Origin of the sequence: Ornithinimicrobium humiphilum (assembly GCF_006716885.1) — a bacterium.
Classification (GTDB): domain Bacteria; phylum Actinomycetota; class Actinomycetes; order Actinomycetales; family Dermatophilaceae; genus Ornithinicoccus; species Ornithinicoccus humiphilus.
The window spans coordinates 902,753-924,478 of the sequence record NZ_VFPU01000001.1; the positions used below are offsets into that span (position 1 = coordinate 902,753).

General features: G+C 74.4%; 22 protein-coding genes. 12 read left to right on the plus strand and 10 right to left on the minus strand.

Annotation, left to right across the window (positions count from 1 at the left end; all coding sequences use genetic code 11):
- Positions 1 to 53 precede the first annotated feature (53 nt).
- Positions 54 to 1,199 carry a citrate/2-methylcitrate synthase gene (locus FB476_RS04135; protein ID WP_141817662.1) on the minus strand — a complete coding sequence of 382 codons (1,146 nt, stop codon included), beginning with the start codon at positions 1,197 to 1,199 and terminating at the stop codon, positions 54 to 56.
- 53 nt (positions 1,200 to 1,252) lie between these two features.
- On the opposite strand from FB476_RS04135, the gene FB476_RS04140 reads away from it, so the two are divergent.
- A complete protein-coding gene (locus tag FB476_RS04140; RefSeq protein WP_141817663.1) occupies positions 1,253 to 2,497 on the plus strand; it encodes a citrate/2-methylcitrate synthase in 1,245 nt (414 codons plus the stop codon).
- 3 nt (positions 2,498 to 2,500) lie between these two features.
- On the opposite strand, the gene FB476_RS04145 is transcribed toward FB476_RS04140, so the two are convergent.
- The 4 genes from FB476_RS04145 to nucS form a co-directional block, all read right to left on the minus strand.
- Entirely contained in the window at positions 2,501 to 3,163 is a 663-nt protein-coding gene (locus tag FB476_RS04145; RefSeq protein WP_141817664.1) for a cob(I)yrinic acid a,c-diamide adenosyltransferase, read from the minus strand.
- Between the two features lie 79 nt (positions 3,164 to 3,242).
- Positions 3,243 to 3,479 carry a hypothetical protein gene (locus FB476_RS04150; RefSeq protein ID WP_141817665.1) on the minus strand — a complete coding sequence of 79 codons (237 nt, stop codon included), beginning with the start codon at positions 3,477 to 3,479 and terminating at the stop codon, positions 3,243 to 3,245.
- Between the two features lie 54 nt (positions 3,480 to 3,533).
- The gene (locus FB476_RS04155) at positions 3,534 to 5,060 is read right to left on the minus strand and encodes a gamma-glutamyltransferase (RefSeq protein WP_141817666.1); all 1,527 of its coding nucleotides are present in this window, start codon (positions 5,058 to 5,060) and stop codon (positions 3,534 to 3,536) included.
- Between the two features lie 52 nt (positions 5,061 to 5,112).
- Positions 5,113 to 5,808 (minus strand): endonuclease NucS, encoded by a 696-nt coding sequence (gene nucS / locus FB476_RS04160; RefSeq protein ID WP_141817667.1) that lies wholly within the window; start codon positions 5,806 to 5,808, stop codon positions 5,113 to 5,115.
- A gap of 73 nt (positions 5,809 to 5,881) precedes the next feature.
- On the opposite strand from nucS, the gene FB476_RS04165 reads away from it, so the two are divergent.
- Complete coding sequence (locus tag FB476_RS04165; RefSeq protein ID WP_141817668.1) at positions 5,882 to 7,564, plus strand: 3-hydroxyacyl-CoA dehydrogenase family protein; 1,683 nt, start codon at positions 5,882 to 5,884, stop codon at positions 7,562 to 7,564.
- Between the two features lie 8 nt (positions 7,565 to 7,572).
- Positions 7,573 to 7,899, plus strand: a complete 327-nt coding sequence (locus FB476_RS04170) for a hypothetical protein (protein ID WP_141817669.1) — start codon at positions 7,573 to 7,575, stop codon at positions 7,897 to 7,899.
- A gap of 37 nt (positions 7,900 to 7,936) precedes the next feature.
- Here FB476_RS04170 and FB476_RS04175 read toward each other — a convergent pair whose 3' ends face one another.
- Together FB476_RS04175 and mce are read right to left on the minus strand one after the other, a co-directional pair.
- Entirely contained in the window at positions 7,937 to 9,427 is a 1,491-nt protein-coding gene (locus tag FB476_RS04175) for an AI-2E family transporter (protein WP_238329542.1), read from the minus strand.
- Positions 9,424 to 9,903 (minus strand): methylmalonyl-CoA epimerase, encoded by a 480-nt coding sequence (gene mce / locus FB476_RS04180; protein WP_141817670.1) that lies wholly within the window; start codon positions 9,901 to 9,903, stop codon positions 9,424 to 9,426. Before mce ends, FB476_RS04175 begins: the two co-directional genes overlap by 4 nt.
- A gap of 102 nt (positions 9,904 to 10,005) precedes the next feature.
- Here mce and FB476_RS04185 point away from each other — a divergent pair, with 102 nt between their 5' ends.
- The 5 genes from FB476_RS04185 (at position 10,006) to FB476_RS04205 (ending at position 14,811) form a co-directional block, all read left to right on the plus strand.
- On the plus strand, positions 10,006 to 11,535 hold the full coding sequence (locus FB476_RS04185) for an amidohydrolase (protein WP_141817671.1): 1,530 nt from the start codon (positions 10,006 to 10,008) through the stop codon (positions 11,533 to 11,535).
- Positions 11,536 to 11,641: 106 nt separating this feature from the next.
- The gene (locus FB476_RS04190) at positions 11,642 to 12,847 is read left to right on the plus strand and encodes an acetyl-CoA C-acetyltransferase (RefSeq protein WP_141817672.1); all 1,206 of its coding nucleotides are present in this window, start codon (positions 11,642 to 11,644) and stop codon (positions 12,845 to 12,847) included.
- Between the two features lie 79 nt (positions 12,848 to 12,926).
- Positions 12,927 to 13,889, plus strand: coding sequence for a methylmalonyl Co-A mutase-associated GTPase MeaB (meaB, locus tag FB476_RS04195; RefSeq protein WP_141817673.1), 963 nt, complete (start codon positions 12,927 to 12,929; stop codon positions 13,887 to 13,889).
- A gap of 99 nt (positions 13,890 to 13,988) precedes the next feature.
- Positions 13,989 to 14,294: a thiamine-binding protein gene (locus FB476_RS04200; RefSeq protein WP_141817674.1), complete on the plus strand. Its 306-nt coding sequence runs from the start codon at positions 13,989 to 13,991 to the stop codon at positions 14,292 to 14,294.
- 1 nt (position 14,295) lies between these two features.
- Positions 14,296 to 14,811: a GNAT family N-acetyltransferase gene (locus FB476_RS04205; protein WP_141817675.1), complete on the plus strand. Its 516-nt coding sequence runs from the start codon at positions 14,296 to 14,298 to the stop codon at positions 14,809 to 14,811.
- Between the two features lie 12 nt (positions 14,812 to 14,823).
- Here FB476_RS04205 and FB476_RS04210 read toward each other — a convergent pair whose 3' ends face one another.
- Positions 14,824 to 16,098: an NRAMP family divalent metal transporter gene (locus FB476_RS04210; protein ID WP_141817676.1), complete on the minus strand. Its 1,275-nt coding sequence runs from the start codon at positions 16,096 to 16,098 to the stop codon at positions 14,824 to 14,826.
- Positions 16,099 to 16,177: 79 nt separating this feature from the next.
- Between FB476_RS04210 and pip the strand changes: the two genes are divergently transcribed.
- The 4 genes from pip (at position 16,178) to FB476_RS04230 (ending at position 19,697) form a co-directional block, all read left to right on the plus strand.
- Complete coding sequence (pip, locus tag FB476_RS04215; protein ID WP_141819837.1) at positions 16,178 to 17,146, plus strand: prolyl aminopeptidase; 969 nt, start codon at positions 16,178 to 16,180, stop codon at positions 17,144 to 17,146.
- Between the two features lie 102 nt (positions 17,147 to 17,248).
- Positions 17,249 to 18,364 (plus strand): prolipoprotein diacylglyceryl transferase, encoded by a 1,116-nt coding sequence (locus FB476_RS04220; protein WP_141817677.1) that lies wholly within the window; start codon positions 17,249 to 17,251, stop codon positions 18,362 to 18,364.
- 74 nt (positions 18,365 to 18,438) lie between these two features.
- Positions 18,439 to 19,437 carry a co-chaperone YbbN gene (locus FB476_RS04225; protein ID WP_141817678.1) on the plus strand — a complete coding sequence of 333 codons (999 nt, stop codon included), beginning with the start codon at positions 18,439 to 18,441 and terminating at the stop codon, positions 19,435 to 19,437.
- Positions 19,438 to 19,508: 71 nt separating this feature from the next.
- Positions 19,509 to 19,697, plus strand: coding sequence for a PspC domain-containing protein (locus FB476_RS04230; RefSeq protein WP_141817679.1), 189 nt, complete (start codon positions 19,509 to 19,511; stop codon positions 19,695 to 19,697).
- Between the two features lie 54 nt (positions 19,698 to 19,751).
- Here the strand turns inward: FB476_RS04230 and FB476_RS04235 are convergent, their stop codons facing one another.
- A complete protein-coding gene (locus tag FB476_RS04235) occupies positions 19,752 to 21,083 on the minus strand; it encodes an MFS transporter (RefSeq protein ID WP_202876895.1) in 1,332 nt (443 codons plus the stop codon).
- Complete coding sequence (locus FB476_RS17100; RefSeq protein ID WP_202876896.1) at positions 21,080 to 21,643, minus strand: MarR family winged helix-turn-helix transcriptional regulator; 564 nt, start codon at positions 21,641 to 21,643, stop codon at positions 21,080 to 21,082. Before FB476_RS17100 ends, FB476_RS04235 begins: the two co-directional genes overlap by 4 nt.
- Positions 21,644 to 21,726: the final 83 nt, after the last annotated feature.

The following is a 21,726-nucleotide window of genomic DNA, read 5'->3' on the forward strand; positions in this document are numbered from 1 at the left end:
TCTCCCCGAGCGGGTTCGCGCCAGGACGGCGGTCGCGATCGTTCCCGACGCGCTCAGCCCACGGGCACCGGCGCCGGCGCCTCCGGCCCCGTGTAGCGGGCCGAGGGGCGGAAGATCCGCGGGCTCGTCGTCTGCTCGAGGATGTGCGCGCCCCACCCGACGATCCGCGCCGTGGCGAAGGTCGGGGTGAACATCTCCCGCGGGATCCCGCACCGCTCCATGACCACGCCCGCGTAGTACTCCACGTTGGTGTGCAGCTCCCGGCCCGGCTTCAGCTCGGCCAGCGCCGAGACGACCTCGGCCTCCACCTGCACGGCGAGGTCCACCAGCGGCCCGCCGAGCTCGAGCGCGATCTCGCGCAGCATCGCCGCCCGCGGGTCCATCGTCCGGTAGACGGCGTGCCCGAAGCCCATGATCCGGTCGCCGGCGGCCACCCGCTCGCGCACCCAGTCGCGCGCCCGGTCGGGGGTCCCGATCTCGTCGAGCGCGTCGAGCGCCCGATCGGGGGCGCCGCCGTGCAGCGGCCCGGCGAAGGTCCCGATGGCCCCGACGACCGCGGAGGCGACGTCGCTGCCGGAGGAGGTCACCACGCGGGCGGTGAACGTCGACGCGCTGAAGCCGTGGTCGACGGTGCTCGTCAGGTATGCCGTGATGGCGTTCCGGTGCGCGGGCTCCGGCTCGCGCCCGCTCAGCATCCACAGCCAGCTGCCGGCCGCGCCCAGCTCGGGGCGCGGGGCCAGCGGCTGCTCGCCCCGCCGCAGCCGGTGCAGCGCGGCCTGGATCGTCGGGACCGACCCGACGAGGCGCAGCACGTCGGCGCGGACCTGCTCGGGGTCGGCGCCCCAGGTCGGCGCGAAGCCCTCGATCGCGCCCAGGTGGGAGACCGCGGTGCGGAGCCGGGCGAGCGAGGCGCGGTCCGGGCCGGACCGCGCGATCGCGGGAAGCAGCGCCTCGAGCCCGGCCGGCAGGCCGGCCGCGTCCGCCAGGCGGGCGGCGAAGGCGCGCGAGCGTTCGGGGTCGGGCAGCTCGCCCTCGAGCATGAGGTGGCACACGTCCTCGAACGAGCGGGTCCTCGCCAGCTCGACCGCGGAGTACTGCCGGTAGTGGTAGAAGCCCTCCGAGCCGCGCACGTCCCCGGTCGTGGTGTCGGCGACCACGACGCCCTTGAGACCGGCGGGGGCGAGAAGTGTCTGTTCCATGTCGATCAGCGTCGCGCTAGTGTTGATGGCGTGTCAACGTTGATCCGATCAATATGTGTCGTGGTTTCCCGCCCCGGGAGGGGGCCCGGCCGCTGTCCGACCACCCCGACGGCACGGCATACCCCGGCGGTGCGATGAGCCGCCCCGCCGCCACCCTCACCACCGCCCAGGTCGCCGGCCTGCTCGGGGTCAAGGTCGAGACGGTCTACGCCTACGTCAGCCGCGGCCTGCTCGAGCCCGTCCGGCGGGGTGGCCCGGGCGGCAGCCTCTTCGACGCGGCGGCCGTCCAGGCGCTGCGCGGCGGCCTCTCACGCCCGGCACGCCGCGCCACCGGCGACCCCGTCGAGGTCCGCACCCAGTTGACCCGCATCGAGGGCGACCGGCTGTCCTACCGCGGACGTGACGCCGTCGAGCTGTCGCGCACCGCCTCCTTCGAGGAGGTGTGCGCGCTGCTGTGGGCGACGGACGCGGCGCAGGCGCGGGAGCCGGGGGAGAGCTCGCGGGCGACCCTGGAGCGCCTGCGGCAGGCGCTGCCGCCGCGCACCGGGGTGCTGGACCGGCTCAAGCACGCGGTGCTCGTCGCCGGCGCGACCGACCCCGGGCGGCACGACCGGCGCCCCGAGGCCGTCGTGCAGGCGGGGGAGCGCAGCCAGGGGTTCATGCTCGCGGGGCTCGGCGGCCCACCGGGCGGCTCGGTCGCGGAGGCTCTTGCAGCCGGCCTCGGCGCCCCGGACGTCGCCGACGTGGAGGCCGCGCTCGTGCTGCTCGCCGACCACGACATGGCGGTCTCGACCACCGCGCTCCGTGTCGCCGTCTCCGGCGGTGCCGACCTCTACTCCGCGCTCCTGGCCGCGCTCGCCACCGCCGACAGCCCGCTGCACGCCATGGCGCCCGCGACCGCGGTCGGCTGGGTGCGCGAGGCGCTGGACGACCCGCACGCGGTGCTCGGGCAGGCGCTCGCGTCCGACCGACCGCCGATCGGCTTCGGTCACCGTGTCTACCAGCACGTCGATCCGCGGGCGGAGGAGCTCTACCGGCGGGTGACGGCCCGGGCTGACCGGGCCGTGACCGATGCCGTCGACCTCGTCCGCGGAGAGCTCCTCGAGCGGCGGGGCTGGCCGATGACGGTCGACCTCCCGCTCGCGCTCTGGACGGTCGTGGAGGGCCTGCCCCGCGACGCCGGCCCGGCCCTCTTCGCCACCGCGCGCACCGCGGGCTGGACCGCCCACGCCCTCGAGGAGCTCGAGGAGCCGGGTATGAGGTTCCGGCTCACCGGCATCTACACCGGCGAGCGCTGAGGCCTACGCCTCGTCGGTCGAGGCGGAGCGTCGGCGCCGCTTCTCGGGAGCCTCGACGCGGCCGCCGCCCGGCTTCCACAGCACGTCGCCCTCCGTGCCCAGGTTGGCCACGCGGGCGAGGATGAAGAGCAGGTCGGAGAGGCGGTTGAGGTATTTCGCCGCCAGCGGGTTGACGCCGCCCTCGCCGCGCGGGGCGTCCTCGGCGGCGGGCTGGTCGCCGTGCGCCTCCAGGGCCGCCCAGGCGGCGCGCTCGGCCCGCCGCGCCACGGTGCGGGCGACGTGCAGGTGGGCGGAGCCGAGGGTCCCGCCCGGCAGGATGAAGGAGCGCAGCGGCTCCAGCTGCTCGTTGTAGTGGTCGCAGTCGGCCTCGAGCTCGTCGATCCACTCCGCCTTCACCCGCAGCGGCTCCCAGTCGTAGCTGGAGCGCAGCGGCATCGACAGGTCGGCGCCGACGTCGAAGAGGTCGTTCTGGATGCGGGTCAGCGTGGCGACCATCTCCTCCGGGAGCCCGCCCGCGGCGACGGCCACCCCGATGAGGGAGTTGGTCTCGTCGCTGTCGGCGTACGCCACCAGACGTGGGTCGTTCTTGGAGGTGCGGCCGTTGTCGCCGAGCCCCGTCGTGCCGTCGTCGCCGGTGCGCGTGTAGATCCGGGTGAGGTTGACCATGCAGGCATGGTGCCACCGACCGGCGTCCGGCTGGCCGCCGGGGCGCCCCGCACGATGACGGGGCCCGGCGGGAGGTGCCTCAGCGCGGCTCGGGGGTGTCGTCCGCCGACCCGGTGGCGTGGATCTGCTCGGCCGTCTCGCGGAGATCGGCGTCGTCGACCTCGATCCCGGCCTTCTCCATACCCTCGGCGAGCTCCTCGCGGACGGTCTCCTCCTCGGCGCCGTCCTGCCAGGACTCCACCCGCTGCACCACGTGCTCGGCGGCCTCCTGCTTGGCCTGCTGGACCTCGTTGCTGTCGTGCTCGCTCTGGCTCATCGCTCCACCGTAGGCAGCGGTGCGCCGCCGCGCGTGCCGGAGCGACCCGACCGCTCAGGTGACGAGCGTGGCCGCCGCCCGGCGCGGGTCGGCGCCCGCCTCCAGGGTGCCGTCGGGGCGCAGCAGGGCGCCCCCGACGCCGCCGAAGTACATCGACTGCGGCGGGTGCTCGTGCCGGGGGAGGCCGGCGGCGTCCAGGCTCGCGGCGAGGACCTCGTCCTGCTCGTGCTCGATCCGGTCGGTGCCGTCCTCCAGCCGCCGCGGGTGCATCCGTGGCCGGTCGATGGCGGTCTGCAGGCTCTCGCCGTGCCGGGCGACGTGGATGATGACCTGCGCCAGCGCCGTCGTGATGCGGTCGGCGCCCGGGGTGCCGATGGCCAGCACCGTGCCGTCCTCGAGGCGCGCGGTGGTGGGGGCCATGTTGGACGCCAGGCGGGTGCCCGGCGCGAGCGCGTGCAGCCCCAGACGGTTGAGCTCCAGCTCGCCGAGCGCGTTGTTGGCGGTCAGGCCGGTGCCGGCGATGGTCATGCCCGACCCGTAGCCCGCCGAGGCGGTGAGCGCGCACGCCATGCCCGACTCGTCGACGACCGAGACGTGCGCGGTCGACGCGGACGTGGGCAGGCCCGTGGCGCCGATGGTGTGGAGGGTGTCGAGCAGCTCGGCACCCGCCGCGGCGAGATCGGCGGCCGTGTCGATCCGGTCCAGGCGGATGTCGAGCACGTCCTTCATCACGGTCGCCGCGCGCGCCGGGGTGATCTCGCTGTCGCTGGCGTGCAGCAGCCGCAGGATGGCCGTGAGCACCGGTCCACCGATCGACGGCGGCGGGTTGCAGGCGAGGTCCCAGTGCCCCAGGCGGCTGCGGAGGGCGGGACGCGCCACCGCCCGGTATGCCGTGAGGTCGGTCGCGCCGAGCAGGCCGCCGCGCTCGCGCATGTCCTCGACGATGCGACGGGCGATGTCGCCGGTGTAGACGGTCTGCCACCCCTCGGCGCCGATCTGCTCCAGGGAGGAGGCGAGGGCCTCGTCGCGGACCGGGTGCCCGACCTCGGGGGCGGCGCCGTCGACGGTGAGCAGGGCGCGGGTGGCCGGGTCCCAGGCCAGGATCGTGTCGGCGACGAGCACGAGGTAGGACTGCGCGGTGCGGCTCAGCGCGAAGCCGGCGCGCGCCGTGTCGGCGGCCGGCTGCAGCAGGGCGGACCAGGGCGCCGCGCCGTAGCGCTCGTGCGCCATGCCCATCCCGGCGAACATGCCCGGCGTCGCGACCGAGCCGGGGCCGACGTAGGTCGTCATGCCGCCGCCGTAGTCGGAGCGCACCTCGATCAGCCCGGCGCCGAAGCGCTCCCCGGGCTGGTCACGCCCGGGCATCTCGACGTTGGCGTCGATCACGACCGGGTCGCCGTCGACGGGCCAGACGTTGAGGTAGCAGCCACCCAGCGGCGCCACGATGCCCGGTTCGGTGATCGTCGCGCTGACCATCGCGGCGATGGCGGCGTCCACGGCCGTGCCGCCCGCGGCCAGCGCCTGCTCGGCCGCGCTCGTGGCGTGGGCGTTCGGGGCGGCGATCGCGGCGCGACGGACCATGTCCCCATCCTGCCCCAGAGCCCGTGCCGCTGTCCCGGGCGAGCGGAGGCTCCTAGAAGAGGCGGGACTCCGCGTCGTCGCGACCCCGCAGCGCCTCGTAGTCGAGCGTCACGCAGCGGATGCCGCGGTCGGTCGCCAGCACCCGCGCCTGCGGCTTGATGACCTGGGCGGCGAAGACGCCCTGGACGGGCGCCAGGTGGGGGTCGCGGTTGAGCAGCTCGAGATAGCGCGTCAGCTGCTCGACGCCGTCGATGTCCCCGCGGCGCTTGATCTCGACGGCGACGGTCGCCCCGGTGGCGTCCTTGCACAGGATGTCGACCGGGCCGATGGCCGTGGGGTACTCGCGGCGCAGCAGGGTGTAGCCCTCGCCGAGGGTGGAGATGTGCTCGGCCAGCAGCGCCTGGAGCTGCGCCTCGACGCCGTCCTTGACCAGGCCCGGGTCCACCCCGAGCTCGTGGGAGCTGTCGGAGAGCACCTCGTGCAGGCGGATGCGGAGCAGGTCGTCGCGCTTGGCGTGCTGGACCAGCCAGACCGCCTCGACACCCTCCTGCCGCTCCATCTCGTCGGGCTCGACCTCGGCCATCGAGCACGGCGGGGCCATCCAGTTCAGCGGCTTGTAGGAGCCGCCGTCGGAGTGGACCAGCACCGACCCGTCCGCCTTGACCATGAGGAGACGGGTCGCCAACGGCAGGTGGGCCTCCAGGGCCCCCTGGTAGTCGACGGAGCAGCGGGCGATCACGACACGCACGCGGGCCACCCTAACCCCGGTGGGGGCCGGGCCCCGCGCCACGGGCGGTGGGGCGGTCTGGCAGGATCGGGGCATGCGTGAGATCAGCACCGTCGGCGTCATCGGACTGGGCACCATGGGTGCCGGCATCGTGGAGGTCTTCGCCCGCGGCGGCCTGACCGTCGTCGGCGTCGAGACCACGCAGGAGTTCGCCGACCGCGGTCGCGCGATCCTGCAGGCCTCCACCGACCGCGCCGTCGCCCGGGGCAAGCTCGACGAGGCCGGCCAGGCCGAGATCCTGGGCCGGATCACCATCAGCACCGACCTGAACGACCTCGCAGAGGCGGACCTCGTCGTCGAGGCCGTGCCGGAGGTCATGTCGATCAAGCACGACGTCTTCGGCACGCTCGACGGCATCGTCGCGCAGGACGCCGTCCTGGCCTCCAACACCTCCAGCCTGTCGATCACCGAGATCGCCGCCGGCACCGCCCACCCGGAGCGCGTCGTCGGCATGCACTTCTTCAACCCGGCCCCGGTGCTCAAGCTGGTCGAGGTCATCACCACGGTGCGCAGCGACCAGGCCGTCGTCGACGGCGTCGTCGAGCTCTCGCGCCGCCTGGGCAAGAAGCCCGTGGTCGTCGGCGACCGCGCCGGCTTCGTCGCCAACTACCTCCTCTTCGGCTACTTCACCTCCGCGCTGCGGATGCTCGAGCAGGGCCACGTCTCCCGCGAGGACCTCGACACCGCGATGCGTGTCGGCGCCGGCCTGCCGATGGGTCCCCTCACCCTCGTCGACCTCGTCGGTCTCGACGTCTGCCACCACATCGGCGAGGTCATCTACGGCCACACCCGCTCGCCGATGCACGCCCCGAGCGCGATGCTCGGCCGGATGGTCACCGCCGGCCTGCTCGGTCGCAAGAGCGGCCGCGGCTTCTACACCTACGCCAAGCCGGGCAGCGGCCAGGTCGTGCCCGACGAGCTCACCCCGGCCGAGGCCGCCCCGTCCGGGGTCACCTCCGTGGGTGTCGTCGGCGACGGCGCGCTCGCCGAGGAGCTCGTCGAGCGTCTGGAGAACGGCGGGTATGCCGTGGTCCACGTCTCCGAGGCCGACGACTCCGACGCGCTCGCGGCCCTGGCCGGCGTCGGCGTCGTCATCGAGGCGCAGGACCTCGAGGCCGAGGTCGACCTCGACGACCTCGAGGACGACGACGAGCTCGAGATCCCCGGCCGCGACATCGACGACCTCTTCGCCGAGCTCGGCGAGATCACCGGCCCCGACACGGTCCTGGCCACCGTCAACAGCGCGGCGGCGGTCGCCCTGGGCGCGCTGTCCGGCCGCCCGGAGCGCACCCTGGTGATGCGCGTGCACGCCCCCACCGGCAACGGCCAGGTCATCGAGATCGGCCGCACGACCGCGACCGACGACGCGGCGGTCGCCGTGCTGCGCGAGCTGGTCACCAAGGTCGGCGCCGAGCCGGTGGTCTGCCGCGACCGCGCCGGCCTCGTCGTCGACGCCCTGCTCGTGCCGCACCTCAACGACGCCGTCCGGATGCTCGACGAGGGCTACGCCGACGTCGAGGACATCGACACCGCGCTGCAGTACGGCCTGGGCTACCCGGCCGGCCCGTTCGCGATGATCGACGCGATCGGCGCCGACGAGGTGCTGGCGGTGTGCGAGGAGCTGTCCTCGGGCAGCGCGGGCCTGCCGCGCGAGGCGGTCGAGCCGTCCCCGCTGCTGGTCGAGCACGTCATCCTGGACCGGCCCTTCACCTCCTGACGGTCCCCGTGGGACGTTCCAACCGTCCCCGGCGCTCGGGCCGGCCGGTCCGGGGGAAGGGGGCGTCAGGCGGCCCACCCCCGCTGCGGCGCGACCCCGGCGCACCCGTCGAGGTGCGCTGGGCCGGGCAGGTGTGGGCGGCGCGCCAGGTGCGCCCGAACGACACGGGCCGGGTCTACCGGTGCCCGGGCTGCCAGGGCGAGGTGGGCGCCGACGTGGCGCACACCGTCGTCTGGCCCGCCGACGCGATGCACCAGGTCGACAACCGGCGCCACTGGCACACGGTCTGCTGGGCCGCGCGCGAGCGGCGCCGGCCCGGCGGCTCGTGGGCCTGACGGCCACACGGCCCCACGGCGCGGAGGAGGAGCAGGCCTAGAGCCGCTCCTGCCGCGGCACCAGCACCTCGTGGTAGATGAGGAGCAGGCCGGCCGCGACCGGGATGGCGATGAGCGCGCCGAGCACGCCGAGCAGCGTGCCGCCCATGAGCACGGCGACCACGGTCACCGCCCCCGGCACCGAGACCGTCCGCCGCATGATGTTGGGCACGATGACGTAGTTCTCGAACTGCTGGTAGATGACGTAGTAGACGAGCACGATGAGCGCCGTCGTCGGGCTCACCGTCAGCGCCGCGAGCGCGACCACGAGCGCGCCCATCGTGGCACCGACCAGCGGGATGAGGCCCAGCAGACCGACGAGCACCGCGAGCGTCTCGGGGAAGGGGACGCCGAGGATCCGCATCATCACCCAGGAGCAGATGGCGTTGATCGTCGCGACCGCGGTCTGGCCGAGGGCGTAGCCCCCGACCCGCCGCATGATCTCCTCGGCGATGGCGCTCACCCGGTCGCGGCGGCTGCGCGGGAGCAGGTGGTAGGCCGCGTCCTTGGCCCGCGGGAGCGTGACCAGCAGGTAGAGGGTGAGGATGACGGACGTCAGGACGCCCACCAGGCTCCCGGCGACCCAGCCCGCGGCACCGAGGACGCCGCCGAAGATCGTCGAGATCGTGGCGCCGTCGGTGGCGAGCCGCTCGACCTCGGCGGTGATCCGCTCGGTGACGCCGTACTGCGCGTCGAGGTCGGCGATCCACGGGTCGTCGGCGAGCTGCTGGACCAGCTCCGGGGCCCGGTCGACGAGCGTGGCGGCCTGCGAGGCGATGGGCGGGACCACGAGCATCCCGATGGCCGTGAGGACCCCGACCAGGCCGAGGAAGACGACCACGACCGCGCCCGGTCTGCCGAAGCCGCGCCGGGCCAGCCACTGCACCACGGGCTCCAGCGCCAGCGTGGCGAAGAGGGCGACGAGCAGGAAGGTGAAGACCGACGTCAGGCGGGTGAGGTTCTGGACCAGCACCCAGGCCAGCAGCGCCCCGAGCGCGAAGCTGAAGCCGACGTAGAAGGGCGAGGACGCGAACCACGGAGCCCGGGCGGCCGGCTGGTCGAGGGGCTGTCCTGCCGGGGCGTTCGCGGGCGGGGTGGCCCGCACCTGCTCGCGCAGCTCCCGCTGCAGCCGGTTGCTCTCGGCGAGCAGCGTGAGCTGGCGCTCGCGGTAGTCCTGCCAGCGCTGGACCGCCGCGCGGCCCGCGCGGGCGCCGCGGACGGGGGAGAGGCGGCCCCACCTGCCCCCCGCCGCCAGCTCCTCGGACGCGTCGTCGGCCGCCCCGGTCCCGGGCTCGGCGTGGGCGCCGCGCGACCCGGCCGGCGCGGGGCCGGTCCCCCCGGTCGGCGGACCGTCGGTGACGGGCGCGCCCGGCTCCTGCGAGGCCGCGGGCTCGTGCGGCCCGTCGGCACCCGCCGCGGGCCCGACCCCGGCGCCCTCGCCCGCGCCGGGCCCGGCCGGGCTGGCCCGGCCGACGTCGGAGGAGGTCACTCGGCGGGCTCCACGAGCTCGACGAGGACGCCGCCCGCGTCCTTGGGGTGGATGAAGTTGATGCGGGACCCGGCGGTGCCACGTCGGGGCTCGTCGTAGAGCAGGCGCAGGCCGCGGTCGCGCAGGACCTGCGAGGCCTTCTCGACGTCGGCCACGCGGTAGGCGAGCTGCTGCAGGCCGGGGCCGGAGCGGTCGATGAACCTGGCGATCGTCGACTCCGGGCCGGTCGGCGCCAGCAGCTGGAGCAGCGTGCGGCCCTCGCCGTCCTCGGGGCCCACCGCGACCATCGCCTCGCGCACCCCCTGCTCGGCGTTGACCTCCTCGTGGACGAGCCGGTTGCCGAGCACCTCGGTGTGGAAGGCGAGGGCGGCGTCGAGGTCGGGCACGGCGATGCCGACGTGGTCGACGCCGAGCAGCAGCGGCTGCAGGTCGTCGAGGACGGTGGACTCGGTGCCGGTGCCAGGGGTAGCGCTCATGCGGTCAGCCTAGGGCCGATCCCCGACACCGCGGGAGTGGGGCCGCACGGTGTCGCCCGGGCACCGGAGGGCGGCCCCGGGCGCAGGTCTACAGTGCGCAGCATGGCCGACCTGCTCGTGCGCGACGTGCGCCTGGTGCCCCTCGACGACGCCCCCGGCGCATCCACCGAACCGGTCGACGTGCTCGTGCGGGACGGCGTGGTCACGGCGGTCGGGGACGAGGCGCAGGACCGGGCCGGGGCGACCTCGGGCGGTGCCGTCCCGGAGCTCGACGGGCAGGGCCGCTGGGCGGTCCCAGGCCTGTGGGACCAGCACGTGCACATGACCCAGTGGGGCCTGGTGCGGGCCCGGCTCGACACGTCCGGCACCGCGTCGGCGCACGAGGTCCTCGACCGGGTCGCGGCCCGGCTGGCGGAGGGGGTCGGGGCGACCGGTGTCCTCGTCGGCTACGGCCACCGCAGCGGGCGCTGGCCGCAGCCCGCGACCGTGGCGGCGCTCGACGCCGTCGTCGGGGACGTGCCGGTGGCGCTCATCAGCGGCGACGCCCACCACGGCTGGCTCAGCTCGGCGGCCCTCCGGCTGCTCGGCGGCCCGCAGGTCGAGGGGGTCGTGTCCGAGGGGGAGTGGTTCCCTCTCTACGACCGGCTCCGCGAGCTGCCCGGCGCGTCCGAGGAGGCGGAGCACGCGGTGGCCGGTGCCGTCGCCGACGCCCTCGCGCGCGGGATCGTGGGCATCGTCGACCTGGAGTTCGGTCGGCCCTGGGAGCAGTGGCGTGCGCGGACAGCCGGGTCGACCCCGCCGCTGCGGGTGCGCACCGGCGTCTACCCCGAGGGGCTCGACGACGTGCTGGCCGCGGGGGCGCGCACCGGTGACCCGGTCCGGGCGACCGACGGCCTGGTGGCGCTGGGCCCGTTCAAGGTCATCACGGACGGCTCCCTCAACACCCGCACCGCCTGGTGCTGCCAGCCCTACGCCGACGCCGCGGAGCTGACGCACCCCAGCGGCGCCCCCAACGTGCCGGCCGACCAGCTCGTCGAGCTGCTGCGCCGGGCCACCGAGGGTGGGCTGCACGCCGCCCTCCACGCGATCGGCGACGCCGCGTGCGCGGCCGTGCTCGACGCCTTCGAGGCCACCGGGGCGACCGGCTCCGTCGAGCACGCCCAGCTGATCGACCTCGCCGACCTCCCGCGCTGGGCGCGGCTGCCGGTCCGGGCCAGCGTGCAGCCGGCCCACCTCCTCGACGACCGCCCGGTCACGGAGCAGTGCTGGCCCGACCGCACCCACCGGTCGTTCGCGCTGCGGAGCATGCTCGACGCCGGCATCGAGCTGGCGCTCGGCTCCGACGCCCCGGTGGCGGCGCTCGACCCCTGGCTGGCGATGGCCACCGCCGTGCACCGCGGGCCCGTCGACGGACCGTCCTGGCATCCCGAGCAGCAGCTCTCGCCGCGCGAGGCGCTCGCCGCCTCGGTCGACGGCCGTCGGGTGGCACCGGGCGCGCCGGGCGACCTCGTGCTCCTCGACGTCGACCCGCTGGGACCGCCCGGCGCGGGCTCCGCGGAGCTGGCCTCGGTGCTGCTGGGCATGTCGGTCTCGGCCACCGTGCTGGACGGCTCGGTGGTGCACGGCGGCTGACGTGGGGGAAGCCGCGCGCCCCTCCCTCCCGTGGTCGGGAGCGCTCCGCAGCCGCACTACGATGGCCGGAGAACCCCGCTCCCACCACTGCCGCTGGAGGACAGCCATGAGCACCGACCGCACCACCTCCGTCATCGTCGCCGGAGCCCGCACCCCGATGGGCAAGATGCTCGGGTCGCTGTCCGGGCTGAGCGCCGCCGACCTGGGTGGCGTCGCGATCAAGGGCGCCCTGGACAAGGCCGGGATCTCGGGCGACCAGGTCGACTACGTGATCATGGGCCAGGTCCTCACCGCCGGCGCCGGGCAGATCCCCGCCCGCCAGGCCGCCGTCAAGGGCGGCATCCCCATGGACGTCCCCGCGCTGACCATCAACAAGGTCTGCCTCTCGGGCATCAACGCCATCGCGCTCGCCGACCAGCTCGTCCGCGCGGGCGAGGTCGAGATCGTCGTCGCCGGCGGCCAGGAGTCGATGAGCAACGCCCCGCACCTGCTCGAGAAGTCGCGCCAGGGCTACAAGTACGGCGACGTCACGGTGCGCGACCACATGGCCTACGACGGCCTCTGGGACGCCTTCACCGACCAGGCCATGGGCAACCTCACCGAGGACGCCAACGTCGCCGACCGCGCCTTCACCCGCGAGGAGCAGGACGCCTTCGCCGCGCGCAGCCACCAGCTGGCGGCCACGGCGTGGGAGCAGGGCCTGATGGACGACGAGGTCGTCCCGGTCGAGATCCCGCAGCGCAAGGGCGACCCGGTGGTCTTCCGCGCCGACGAGGGCATCCGCGCCCAGACGACCGTCGAGTCGCTCGCGGCGCTGCGCCCGGCGTTCCGCAAGGACGGCACGATCACGGCCGGCTCGGCCTCCCAGATCTCCGACGGCGCCGCCGCCGTCGTCGTCATGAGCAAGGCGAAGGCCGAGGAGCTCGGCCTGACCTGGATCGCCGAGATCGGCGCGCAGGGCATGGTCGCCGGCCCCGACTCCACCCTGCAGAGCCAGCCGTCCCGCGCCATCGCGGCCGCCTGCGCCAAGGAGGGCATCGCCCCCACCGACCTCGACCTCGTCGAGATCAACGAGGCCTTCGCGGCCGTGGGTCTGGCGTCCACCCGCGAGCTGGGCATCGACCCCGAGAAGGTCAACGTCAACGGCGGCGCGATCGCCATGGGGCACCCGATCGGCATGTCGGGCGCCCGCATCGTGCTGCACCTGGCGCTGGAGCTGCAGCGCCGTGGCGGCGGGGTCGGCGCGGCCGCCCTCTGCGGCGGCGGCGGTCAGGGCGACGCGCTGATCGTGCGGGTCCCGGCCCAGGCCTGAGCAGGACGATCGTCGCGCGGCGGCCGGGTGCGCCCGGCCGCCGCGTCGCACGTCGAGCAGAGACGAGGTCGAGGTAGCGATGCGTTCACGCCGGACGGTCGACGTCCCCACGCTGGTCCGCGAGGCCCGGGAGGGCAGCCCCCGCGCGCTCGGGCGGCTGCTGACCCTCGTCGAGAACGCGGCTCCCGAGCTGCGGGAGATCATGGCGGCGCTCGCGCCGCACACCGGCCGCGCCCGGATCGTCGGGCTGACCGGCAGCCCCGGCGTGGGCAAGTCCACGAGCACCTCGATGCTCGTCAGCGTGCTCCGCAGGCGTGACCTGCGCGTCGGCGTGCTGGCGGTCGACCCCTCGAGCCCGTTCTCCGGCGGCGCGCTGCTGGGCGACCGCATCCGCCTCGTCGAGCACGCGCTGGACCCGCAGGTCTACATCCGTTCGATGGCCTCCCGCGGGCACCTCGGCGGTCTGGCCTGGACCACGCCCCAGGCGATCCGCGTGCTGGACGCCGCCGGCTGCGACGTCATCCTCGTGGAGACGGTCGGCGTGGGGCAGAGCGAGGTCGAGATCGCCGGCCTCGCCGACACCACGATCGTGCTGCTGGCGCCCGGCATGGGCGACGGCGTCCAGGCGGCCAAGGCCGGCATCCTCGAGATCGGCGACGTCTTCGTCGTCAACAAGGCCGACCGCGAGGGCGCCCCGGCGACCGTCCGCGAGCTGCGCCACATGATCTCCCTCGGCGACCGCACCGAGCCCCACCTGTGGCGTCCGCCGGTCCTGACGACCATCGCCGACCGCGGGGAGGGCGGGGACGAGGTGCTCGAGGCCCTCGACTCCCACTGGGCCTGGCTGCAGGAGCACGGTCAGCTCGAGGAGCGGCGCCGGGCCCGTGCGGCCGGCGAGGTGCAGGCGCTCGCGCTGGAGCAGCTGCGCTCGCGCATGGGGAGCCCGACCGAGGGCGTCCTGCGCGAGGTGGTCGACGAGGTGCTGGCGGGCCGGCTGGACCCCTACGCCGCCGCCGACCGGGTCGTCGCCGACCTCGCCTGAGGTCCGCCACCCCTCGGGGTGCGCGCCCGCGCACCCACGGGGGCCCACCGGACCCGCCCACCCGGGTAGGCCGTCGCCCCCGGTGCTTAGGGTTGGGGCATGGCTCTCTTCGCGTTCTCCGTCGCCCCGACCGCCTCCGACGAGACCGGCTCGGTCAGCGCCGCCGTGGCCGACGCGCTGCGCGTCGTGCGCGACTCCGGCCTGCCCTACGAGCTCACCTCGATGTTCACCACGATCGAGGGGGAGTGGGACGAGGTCATGCCGGTCATCCGAGCCGCCTGCGACGCCGTCGCGCAGCACGGCCCCCGCGTCTCGCTCGTGCTCAAGGCCGACCTGCGCCCCGGGCACACCGGCCAGCTCACGGCCAAGGTCGACCGGGTCAACGCCCACCTGCAGGAGGGCTGAGATGCCCGACGCCTCCGCCTACCTCCTCCGTCGCCCGACGCGCAGCGACACCGTCCCGTTCTCGACCCTCCACGTCGAGATCTGGCGGGCCACCTACCGCGGCGTGATGGACGACGAGGTGCTCGAGGAGCTCCAGCCGTCCAGCTTCGCTGCCCTGTGGATGGCGGTCGGCAGCGGCTACGACGAGGGCACGGTCCCCGACGACGGACGCGGCTTCTGGGTGGCCACGCTGGAGGAGCAGCCCGTCGGCTTCCTCTTCTTCGGTCCCGGTCGTGACGAGGACCGCCCGGTGGAGCAGCAGGTGCACGCGCTCAACGTCCACCCGGACCACCACGGCACCGGCGTCGCGCAGCGGCTGATGGACGAGGGGCTCGGCCCGGGCGCCGCCTACCTCTGGGTGGCGGAGGGCAACGGCCGAGCCATCCGGTTCTACGAGCGCAACGGCTTCCGCCTCGACGGCACCTCCGCGGACCGGGAGGACGGCGTGGTCGAGCTGCGGATGGTCCGGCCGGCCTGACGCGCGGCCGGCTCAGCCGACGAGCCCCGCCAGGTGGAGGACGAAGAGCACCGCGAAGCCGGCGAGGAAGACCAGGCCCACCCAGGCGAGGACGCGCAGCACCGGTGAGAGCGACCGCGACTCGCGCAGCAGGCTGAAGTTGAGCCAGGCGAAGACCGGCGCGGTGACGAAGGCGCTGATCATCGCGAAGTTGAGCATGGTGGCGAGCTGGTCGCTCATCCACAGCACGATCCCGAGCGCGACGACGCCGATCGCCAGGATCCATCCGTCCTTGCCACGCCGCTCCAGCCGCTCGCGGCCCCGCAGCAGCCGGATCGACTCGCCGATCAGCCGGGCGTAGCCGTCGATCACGGTGATGACCGTGCCGAACATCGCGGCGAAGGCGATGAGGGCCATGAGGGGCACCGCCCAGCCGCCGATGGCGTCGCCGTACATCGACATCAGCTGCGGGATGTAGGCACCGCCGGCCATCTGCAGCTCCTCGTCGTTGCCGTACTGCACGAGCACGCCGAGCGCGAGGAAGAAGAGCGCCAGCACCGCCGACGTCACGAAGCCGACGTTGAAGTCGAAGAGCACGTCGCGGGTGGCCAGCCGTCGGTCCTGCTGCTTGGCCTTGACCCACAGCGAGTTCATCGCGCTCACCTCGATCGGCGCCGGCATCCAGCCGACGAGCGCCACGAGGAAGGGCAGGGTCGCGAGGTTCCACGGGGAGGGGTCGACGAAGGTCGCCTCCCGCACCGTCGGGTTGGTGGCGGCCGTCGCCACGGCCACGACGGTGCTCACCGCGAGCGTGACGACGATGACCTTGGTGACCCCGTCGAGCGCCTTGTAGTGCCCCGCCAGCAGGAGGACCAGCGTCACGCCCACGACCACCACGGCCAGCAGCGGCACGCCGAGGCCCCAGCTCGCGGGCAGCAGGAAGGACAGGATCACCACGCAGAGCAGGACCACACCGGCCGCCGAGACGACGCCGGCGAAGAGGGACAGGGCCAGGAAGACCCACAGGTAGGCCCGTCCCTTGCGGGCATAGCCCTCGACCAGGCTGAGGCCGGTCTCGGCCGCGAACTGCGGCCCGGACCGGAAGAACGGGTACTTGAGCAGGTTGGCGAGCACGATCACCAGGGCGAGCTGCCAGCCGAAGAGGGCCCCGGCCTGGGTCGAGGAGACCAGGTGGGAGGCCCCGATCGCGGCGGAGGCCGCGAGCAGCCCGGGTCCCAGCGCGGAGACGCGCGTGCGCCAGGTGCTCTCCGGCTCGACGGGGGTGACGGAGGTCGGCGTGGGTGACATGCGGCTCGACGCTACCCGACCTCCGCCGGCCGCGTCGGCACCTCGCGAGGGCGCGTGATAAGCAGGAGGGGTGAGCGAGCTGCGGACCTTCTACCCCCCGATCGAGCCCTACGACACCTTCCACCTGCCGGTGGGGGACGGGCACGAGATCTACGTGGAGCAGTCCGGCAATCCCGAGGGCAAGCCGGTCGTCTTCCTCCACGGCGGGCCGGGCAGCGGCACCAGCCCGAACCAGCGCCGGGTCTTCGACCCCGAGCGCTACCGCATCGTGCTGCTCGACCAGCGGATGGCGGGCCGGTCGCGGCCCTCGGCCGCGACCACCCTCGACCCGGGGGTCTGGGCGACCAACACCACCTGGCACCTGGTCGCCGACATCGAGGCCGTCCGCGAGCACCTCGGCATCGACCGCTGGCAGGTCTTCGGCGGCTCGTGGGGCTCCTGCCTGGCGCTCGCCTACGCCGAGACCCACCCCGAGCGCGTCACGGAGCTGGTGCTGCGCGGCATCTTCACGCTGCGCCGCCGGGAGCTGGCGTGGACCTACGAGCGCGGTCACCTCGAGCACGTCTACCCCGACCTGTGGGCCGAGTTCGTCGCGCCCGTCGACCCGGCGCGCCGCGACGAGATGCAGATCGCCTACCACGAGCTGCTCTTCGACCCCGACCCCGCCGTGCACCTGCCGGCCGCGAAGGCGTGGAGCGGCTTCGAGGCGCGGATCATCACGGTGCAGCCCGACGAGGAGGGCTACCGGAAGGCCGTCGAGGACGCGCAGGCCGTGTCCTTCGCCCGCATCGAGAACCACTTCTTCGTCAACTCCGGCTGGCTGCGCGAGGGCCAGCTGCTCGACGACGCACCCCGGCTCGCCGACATCCCGACCGTGATCGTGCAGGGCCGGCTCGACATGTGCACCCCTGCGAGGACGGCCTTCGAGCTCGCCGAACGGCTCCCCGGGGCCGATTTCGTCGTCGTCCCGGACGCCGGGCACGCCTTCTCCGAGCCCGGCAACCTCGACCGGCTGGTGCGCGCCACCGACGCCTTCGCGTCGCGCTGACCAGCGCGGACACCGCCCGGGGCCACGTGCCGTGGGCGGTCCGGCGTGCGCCTGGGAACTTCCTGATTTGGCACAGGCAGAACGGGTGTTTACCGTTTTGTTATGAAGTTTTCCCGAATGACCGCTGCCGTGTGCCTCTCGTCGGCGCTCGTCCTGGCCGCCTGCACCGGGGCCGACGAGCCCGCCAACCCGGGTGGCACCTCGGCCGACGGCGCGAGCGCGACGACCGCCGGTGACGGCGACGCCGCCAGCGCGACGGCCGACGGCGAGGCCGTGACCGCGACGGCGGACGACGCCTCCTCCACCACGGAGATGACGACCGACGAGGCATCGGCGGCCCTGTCCGTCGACGCCGCCGAGTCCGTCGCCGCCACCGTGCTGGAGGCGCGCTACGAGTCCTTCAAGGGCGACGGCGAGGACGTCCGCGACGCCCAGCGCCAGGCCTTCATGGGGTCGGCGCGCACCGCGGCCGAGGCGGCCGACCAGCTGGAGTCGGTCTTCGGGGCGCCGGAGGAGGCCGAGGCCGAGTCGGCCCCCGAGCCCAACGTGCTGGCGATCAGCCGCGAGGACGGCGAGCTGCCGCAGTTCATCCTCGTGCAGACCGTCCCCGAGGACGAGGTGCCCGTGCTGCACCTCCTCGAGAGCCGCACGGGCGAGGAGAAGGACTTCCGCATCATCTGGGAGGCCAGGATGCTGCCCGGCACCGAGGTGCCGACCTTCGACCGCCGCTCCGTCGGCTCGCCGGTGCTCCGCGAGGGCAAGGGCGACCTGCTCGCCAGCCCGCGCGAGACCCTCAAGGAGCTCGCGGCCTACATCAGCTGGCCGCAGCCCGACGACATCCCGGACTACCGGACCCACGGCTACAGCCCTGCCGTCCGCAAGGCCGCCGAGCAGCAGGCCGCCGCCGTCGCCGACCAGGCGACGCTGCGCGAGAAGAACTGGCTCGTCTCCGACGACACCAAGACCCTCCTCTTCGAGGACGGCTCGGCCTTCGTCATCGGCACCCTGCTGCGCGACACGACCTTCACCGTCAACGCCAACAGCGTGCTGACCCCGCCGGAGACCTTCGTCACCCTCGCGGACGACGACGAGATCACCGACGAGGCGGTGCTGCGAACCATGGTGTTCGTGGGCATGCGCGTGCCGGCCGAGGGCGTCGAGTTCAAGCCCGAGATGATCGCCGCCCGCGAGCAGCTCGTCGAGGCCTGGGGGGACTGAGCCCCCGCGCACCCCATACGCTGGGGTCAGGTGCGCACGCCGCACGACTGCCGCACGTTCCCAAGGAGCTCGTCTTGTCACAGCAGCCGTTCAGCACCGCCGCCCTCCGCGGCGCCGTCGACCTCTCCGGGCTCGGTGCCCGGGGCGCCCAGCGTCCCTCGGCGGCCCCCGCCGGTGACGCCGCCGGCGCGTCCGGCGCGAAGCCGTCCGGTGGCGTGCCCGGTCGCTCCGGCGCCCTGGTGGAGGCGACCGACGCCACCTTCGAGAGCGTCGTCAACGCCAGCCTCACGACGCCGCTGGTGCTGGTGCTCTGGACCCCGCAGGTCCCCGAGTCGCTGCAGCACCTGCGTGAGCTGGCCGACGCCGCTCGCGCCAAGCAGGGGCGCTTCCAGGTGGTGGGGGTCGACCTCGCCGCCAGCCCCGGCATCATGCAGGCGCTCACCCCGGTGCTCCAGCAGACCTTCGGCCAGGTCTCGGCGCTGCCCGTGGTGATGGGCCTGCTGAGCGGGCAGCCGATGCCGTTCTACCTCGGCGTGCAGTCGATGGAGCAGGTCGACCAGCTGCTCGACAAGTTCCTCGAGGCGGCCGTGGCCAACGCGGTCACCGGCCGGGTGGAGCTCGGTGCCGAGGATGCTGCCGACGACGAGGGCGACGAGCAGCTCCCGCCGTTGCACCAGGAGGCCTACGACGCGATCGACCGCGGGGACTGGGCCGCGGCGATCAGCGCCTACGAGCGCGCCCTGGAGCAGGATCCCTCCGACGAGCTGGCCCGCCTCGGGCTGGGCCAGGTGCGGCTCCTGGAGCGCACCAGCACGCTCGACCTCAGCGCGGTCCGGCAGGCGGCGGCCGAGCGCCCCGACGACGTCCGGGCCCAGATCGAGGCGGCCGACGTGGACGTCGTGGGCGGGCACGTCGAGGACGGCTTCCTGCGCCTGATCGACGTCGTGCGCCGCACGACCGGCGACGACCGCGAGGCCGCCCGCAAGCACCTCGTGGAGCTCTTCGACGTGGTCGGTCCGTCCGACCCCCGGGTCCAGAAGGCCCGTGGCTCGCTGATGAGCGCCCTGTTCTGAGACCGGCCGGCCCGGCCTGCGCCGTCGGCGCGGGCCGGGCAGACCGGCAGCACCCCGAGGAAGGATCCGACATGGCCAGGACCAACGGACTGATGCGCCCCCGTCGTGGACGCTGGATCGCCGGCGTCTGCGCCGCCCTCGCGGACCGTTTCGGGCTGCCGTGCCTCCTCGTGCGGGTCGGCTTCGTGATCTTCGGGATCGTGGGGATCGGCGAGCTGGTCTACGTCCTGCTGTGGATCATGATCCCCAGGGAGCGCTGAGCCCTCTTCTGCTCTGCCGTTCGGGGCAGGTGGGTTCGTGACCGCCGTCCCCGGTCAGTGCGAGCCGTGCCCCGGCACCCGGAAGCGTGCCACCTGCGGGTGCGTGACCGCGACCGCGAGCACGGCGACCACGCACAGCACCCCGCCGCTGAAGGCCGCCACGGCCGGTGACCACACGCCGGCGACCAGCCCGGCACGGAAGTTGCCCAGGTCGGGCCCGGCGATCCCGATGACGTGCTCGACCGAGGACACCCGCCCGAGGACGTGGTCCTCGGTGTCCAGCTGGACCATCGCCGCCCGCGAGGTCACCGAGGTGGTGTCGGCAGCCCCCGCCACGGCCAGGCAGGCCAGCGCGAGCCACAACGGGCTCGCCAGGCCGAAGCCGGCCACGGCCACGCCCCAGACGGTCGCCGCCCCGAGCTGGATCCAGCCCAGGTGCGCCGAACGGGTGACCAGCCCGGAGCATACCCCGGCCAGCAGCCCGCCGACGGCGACCGAGGAGAGGAAGAGGCCGAGCGTGGTCGGGTCGCCGCCGAAGCGCAGCTCGTTGATCATCGGGAAGAGCGCGACGGGGAAGGCGAACAGGGTCGCGGCGAGATCGACGGCGAAGCTGCCCCGCAGCACCGGCCGGCGCACGGTGATCCGGACCCCCTCGAGCAGGGAGCCGACGACCCGGCGCAGCCGGAGGGGGCGGTGGCCCGCACCTGCGGGAGCCTCGCCGTCCGCCTGCGCCGGTCCCTCGTGCACCGCTGCCGTGCCCTTCTCCTCCTGCGGCGGGACGGGCGGCATCGCCGGGAGCCGGTAGGCCGCCCACAGCGACACCAGGAAGCCCGCCGCGTTGAGGGCGTAGCAGGCGGCGACGCCGAGGGCCCCGATCGCCAGCCCGCCCAGGGCGGGGCCGACCATCATCGAGGCCTGGAAGCCCACGGAGTGCAGGGCGATGCCGGCGGCCAGCAGCGGGGCCGGCAGCAACCGCTTGACGAAGGTGCGACGGGCCGGGGCGCCCAGCGCCGCCGCCCCGGACTGCGCGGCCACCAGGGCCAGCACGAGCGGGAGCGAGCCCACCTCGAGCACCGCCTGGGTCGCGAGCGCGATCGCCACCAGGGCCTGCACGGCCGTCGTGCGCACCACGACCGCCCGGCGGTCGAGGGCGTCGGCCACCGCGCCGCCCAGCAGACCCAGGACGATCATCGGGACGGCCTGGACCAGGCCGATGGTGCCGACCCAGACGGGGCTGCGCGTCAGCTCCCACACCTGGAAGAGCACGGCCACGACCGCCATCTGGCCGGCCAACCCGGTCACCAGGCCGCTGGCCCACAGGCGGCGGTAGTCGGTGCTGACCCGCAGCGGGCGCAGGTCGAGCAGGCCCTTGCGGAGGCGGGTCACCGGTCCGCTGCTGCGGGGGCGTCGATGGTGGGGGAGGGTTCGCCCGGGGTGGCGACCGCCGGGATCGACGGGGAGGCGGCGTCGAGGTGCGCGGCGATCCGGTCGAGGAAGGGGCGGCGCTGCAGGGCCGCGACGAGGTCGCCCGCGGCGAGGCTCAACGGGTGCTCCAGCTCGTCGTCGAGCTCCCTGATCGCCGCCTCGGTGGCCCGCCACTCGGCCTCGAGCAACGGCACGAGGGCTCGTCCCGCGTCGGTCAGGCCGACGCGCCGGGTGCGGCGGTCCCCCTCGGTCGCGGGCTTGCTCGTGACGAGGCCGGCCGAGCGCATCGAGGCCACGGTCTGGGACACCGCCGAGTGGGTCAGGCCGAGGGAGCGAGCGAGCTCGACGATCGTCATCGGGCCCTCGTGGGCCAGCCGCAGCATCGGCCAGACGAACCGCTGCCGCACCCGGCTCTCGCCCCGCTCGGCGTAGAGCGTGGTGATCGCCTCGTCCAGGCCGCGCAGGGTGGCGAAGAGCAGGTCGAGGCGCCCGGGGACGCGGGTGGGGTCGGAGGTGGGCACCCGGCCAACTCTAACAGCGCTGTCAGATCGGGCCGGCGGAGCGGGCCCTGGTTGGTCCGCCGACCCACGACGAGGCCCCGCCC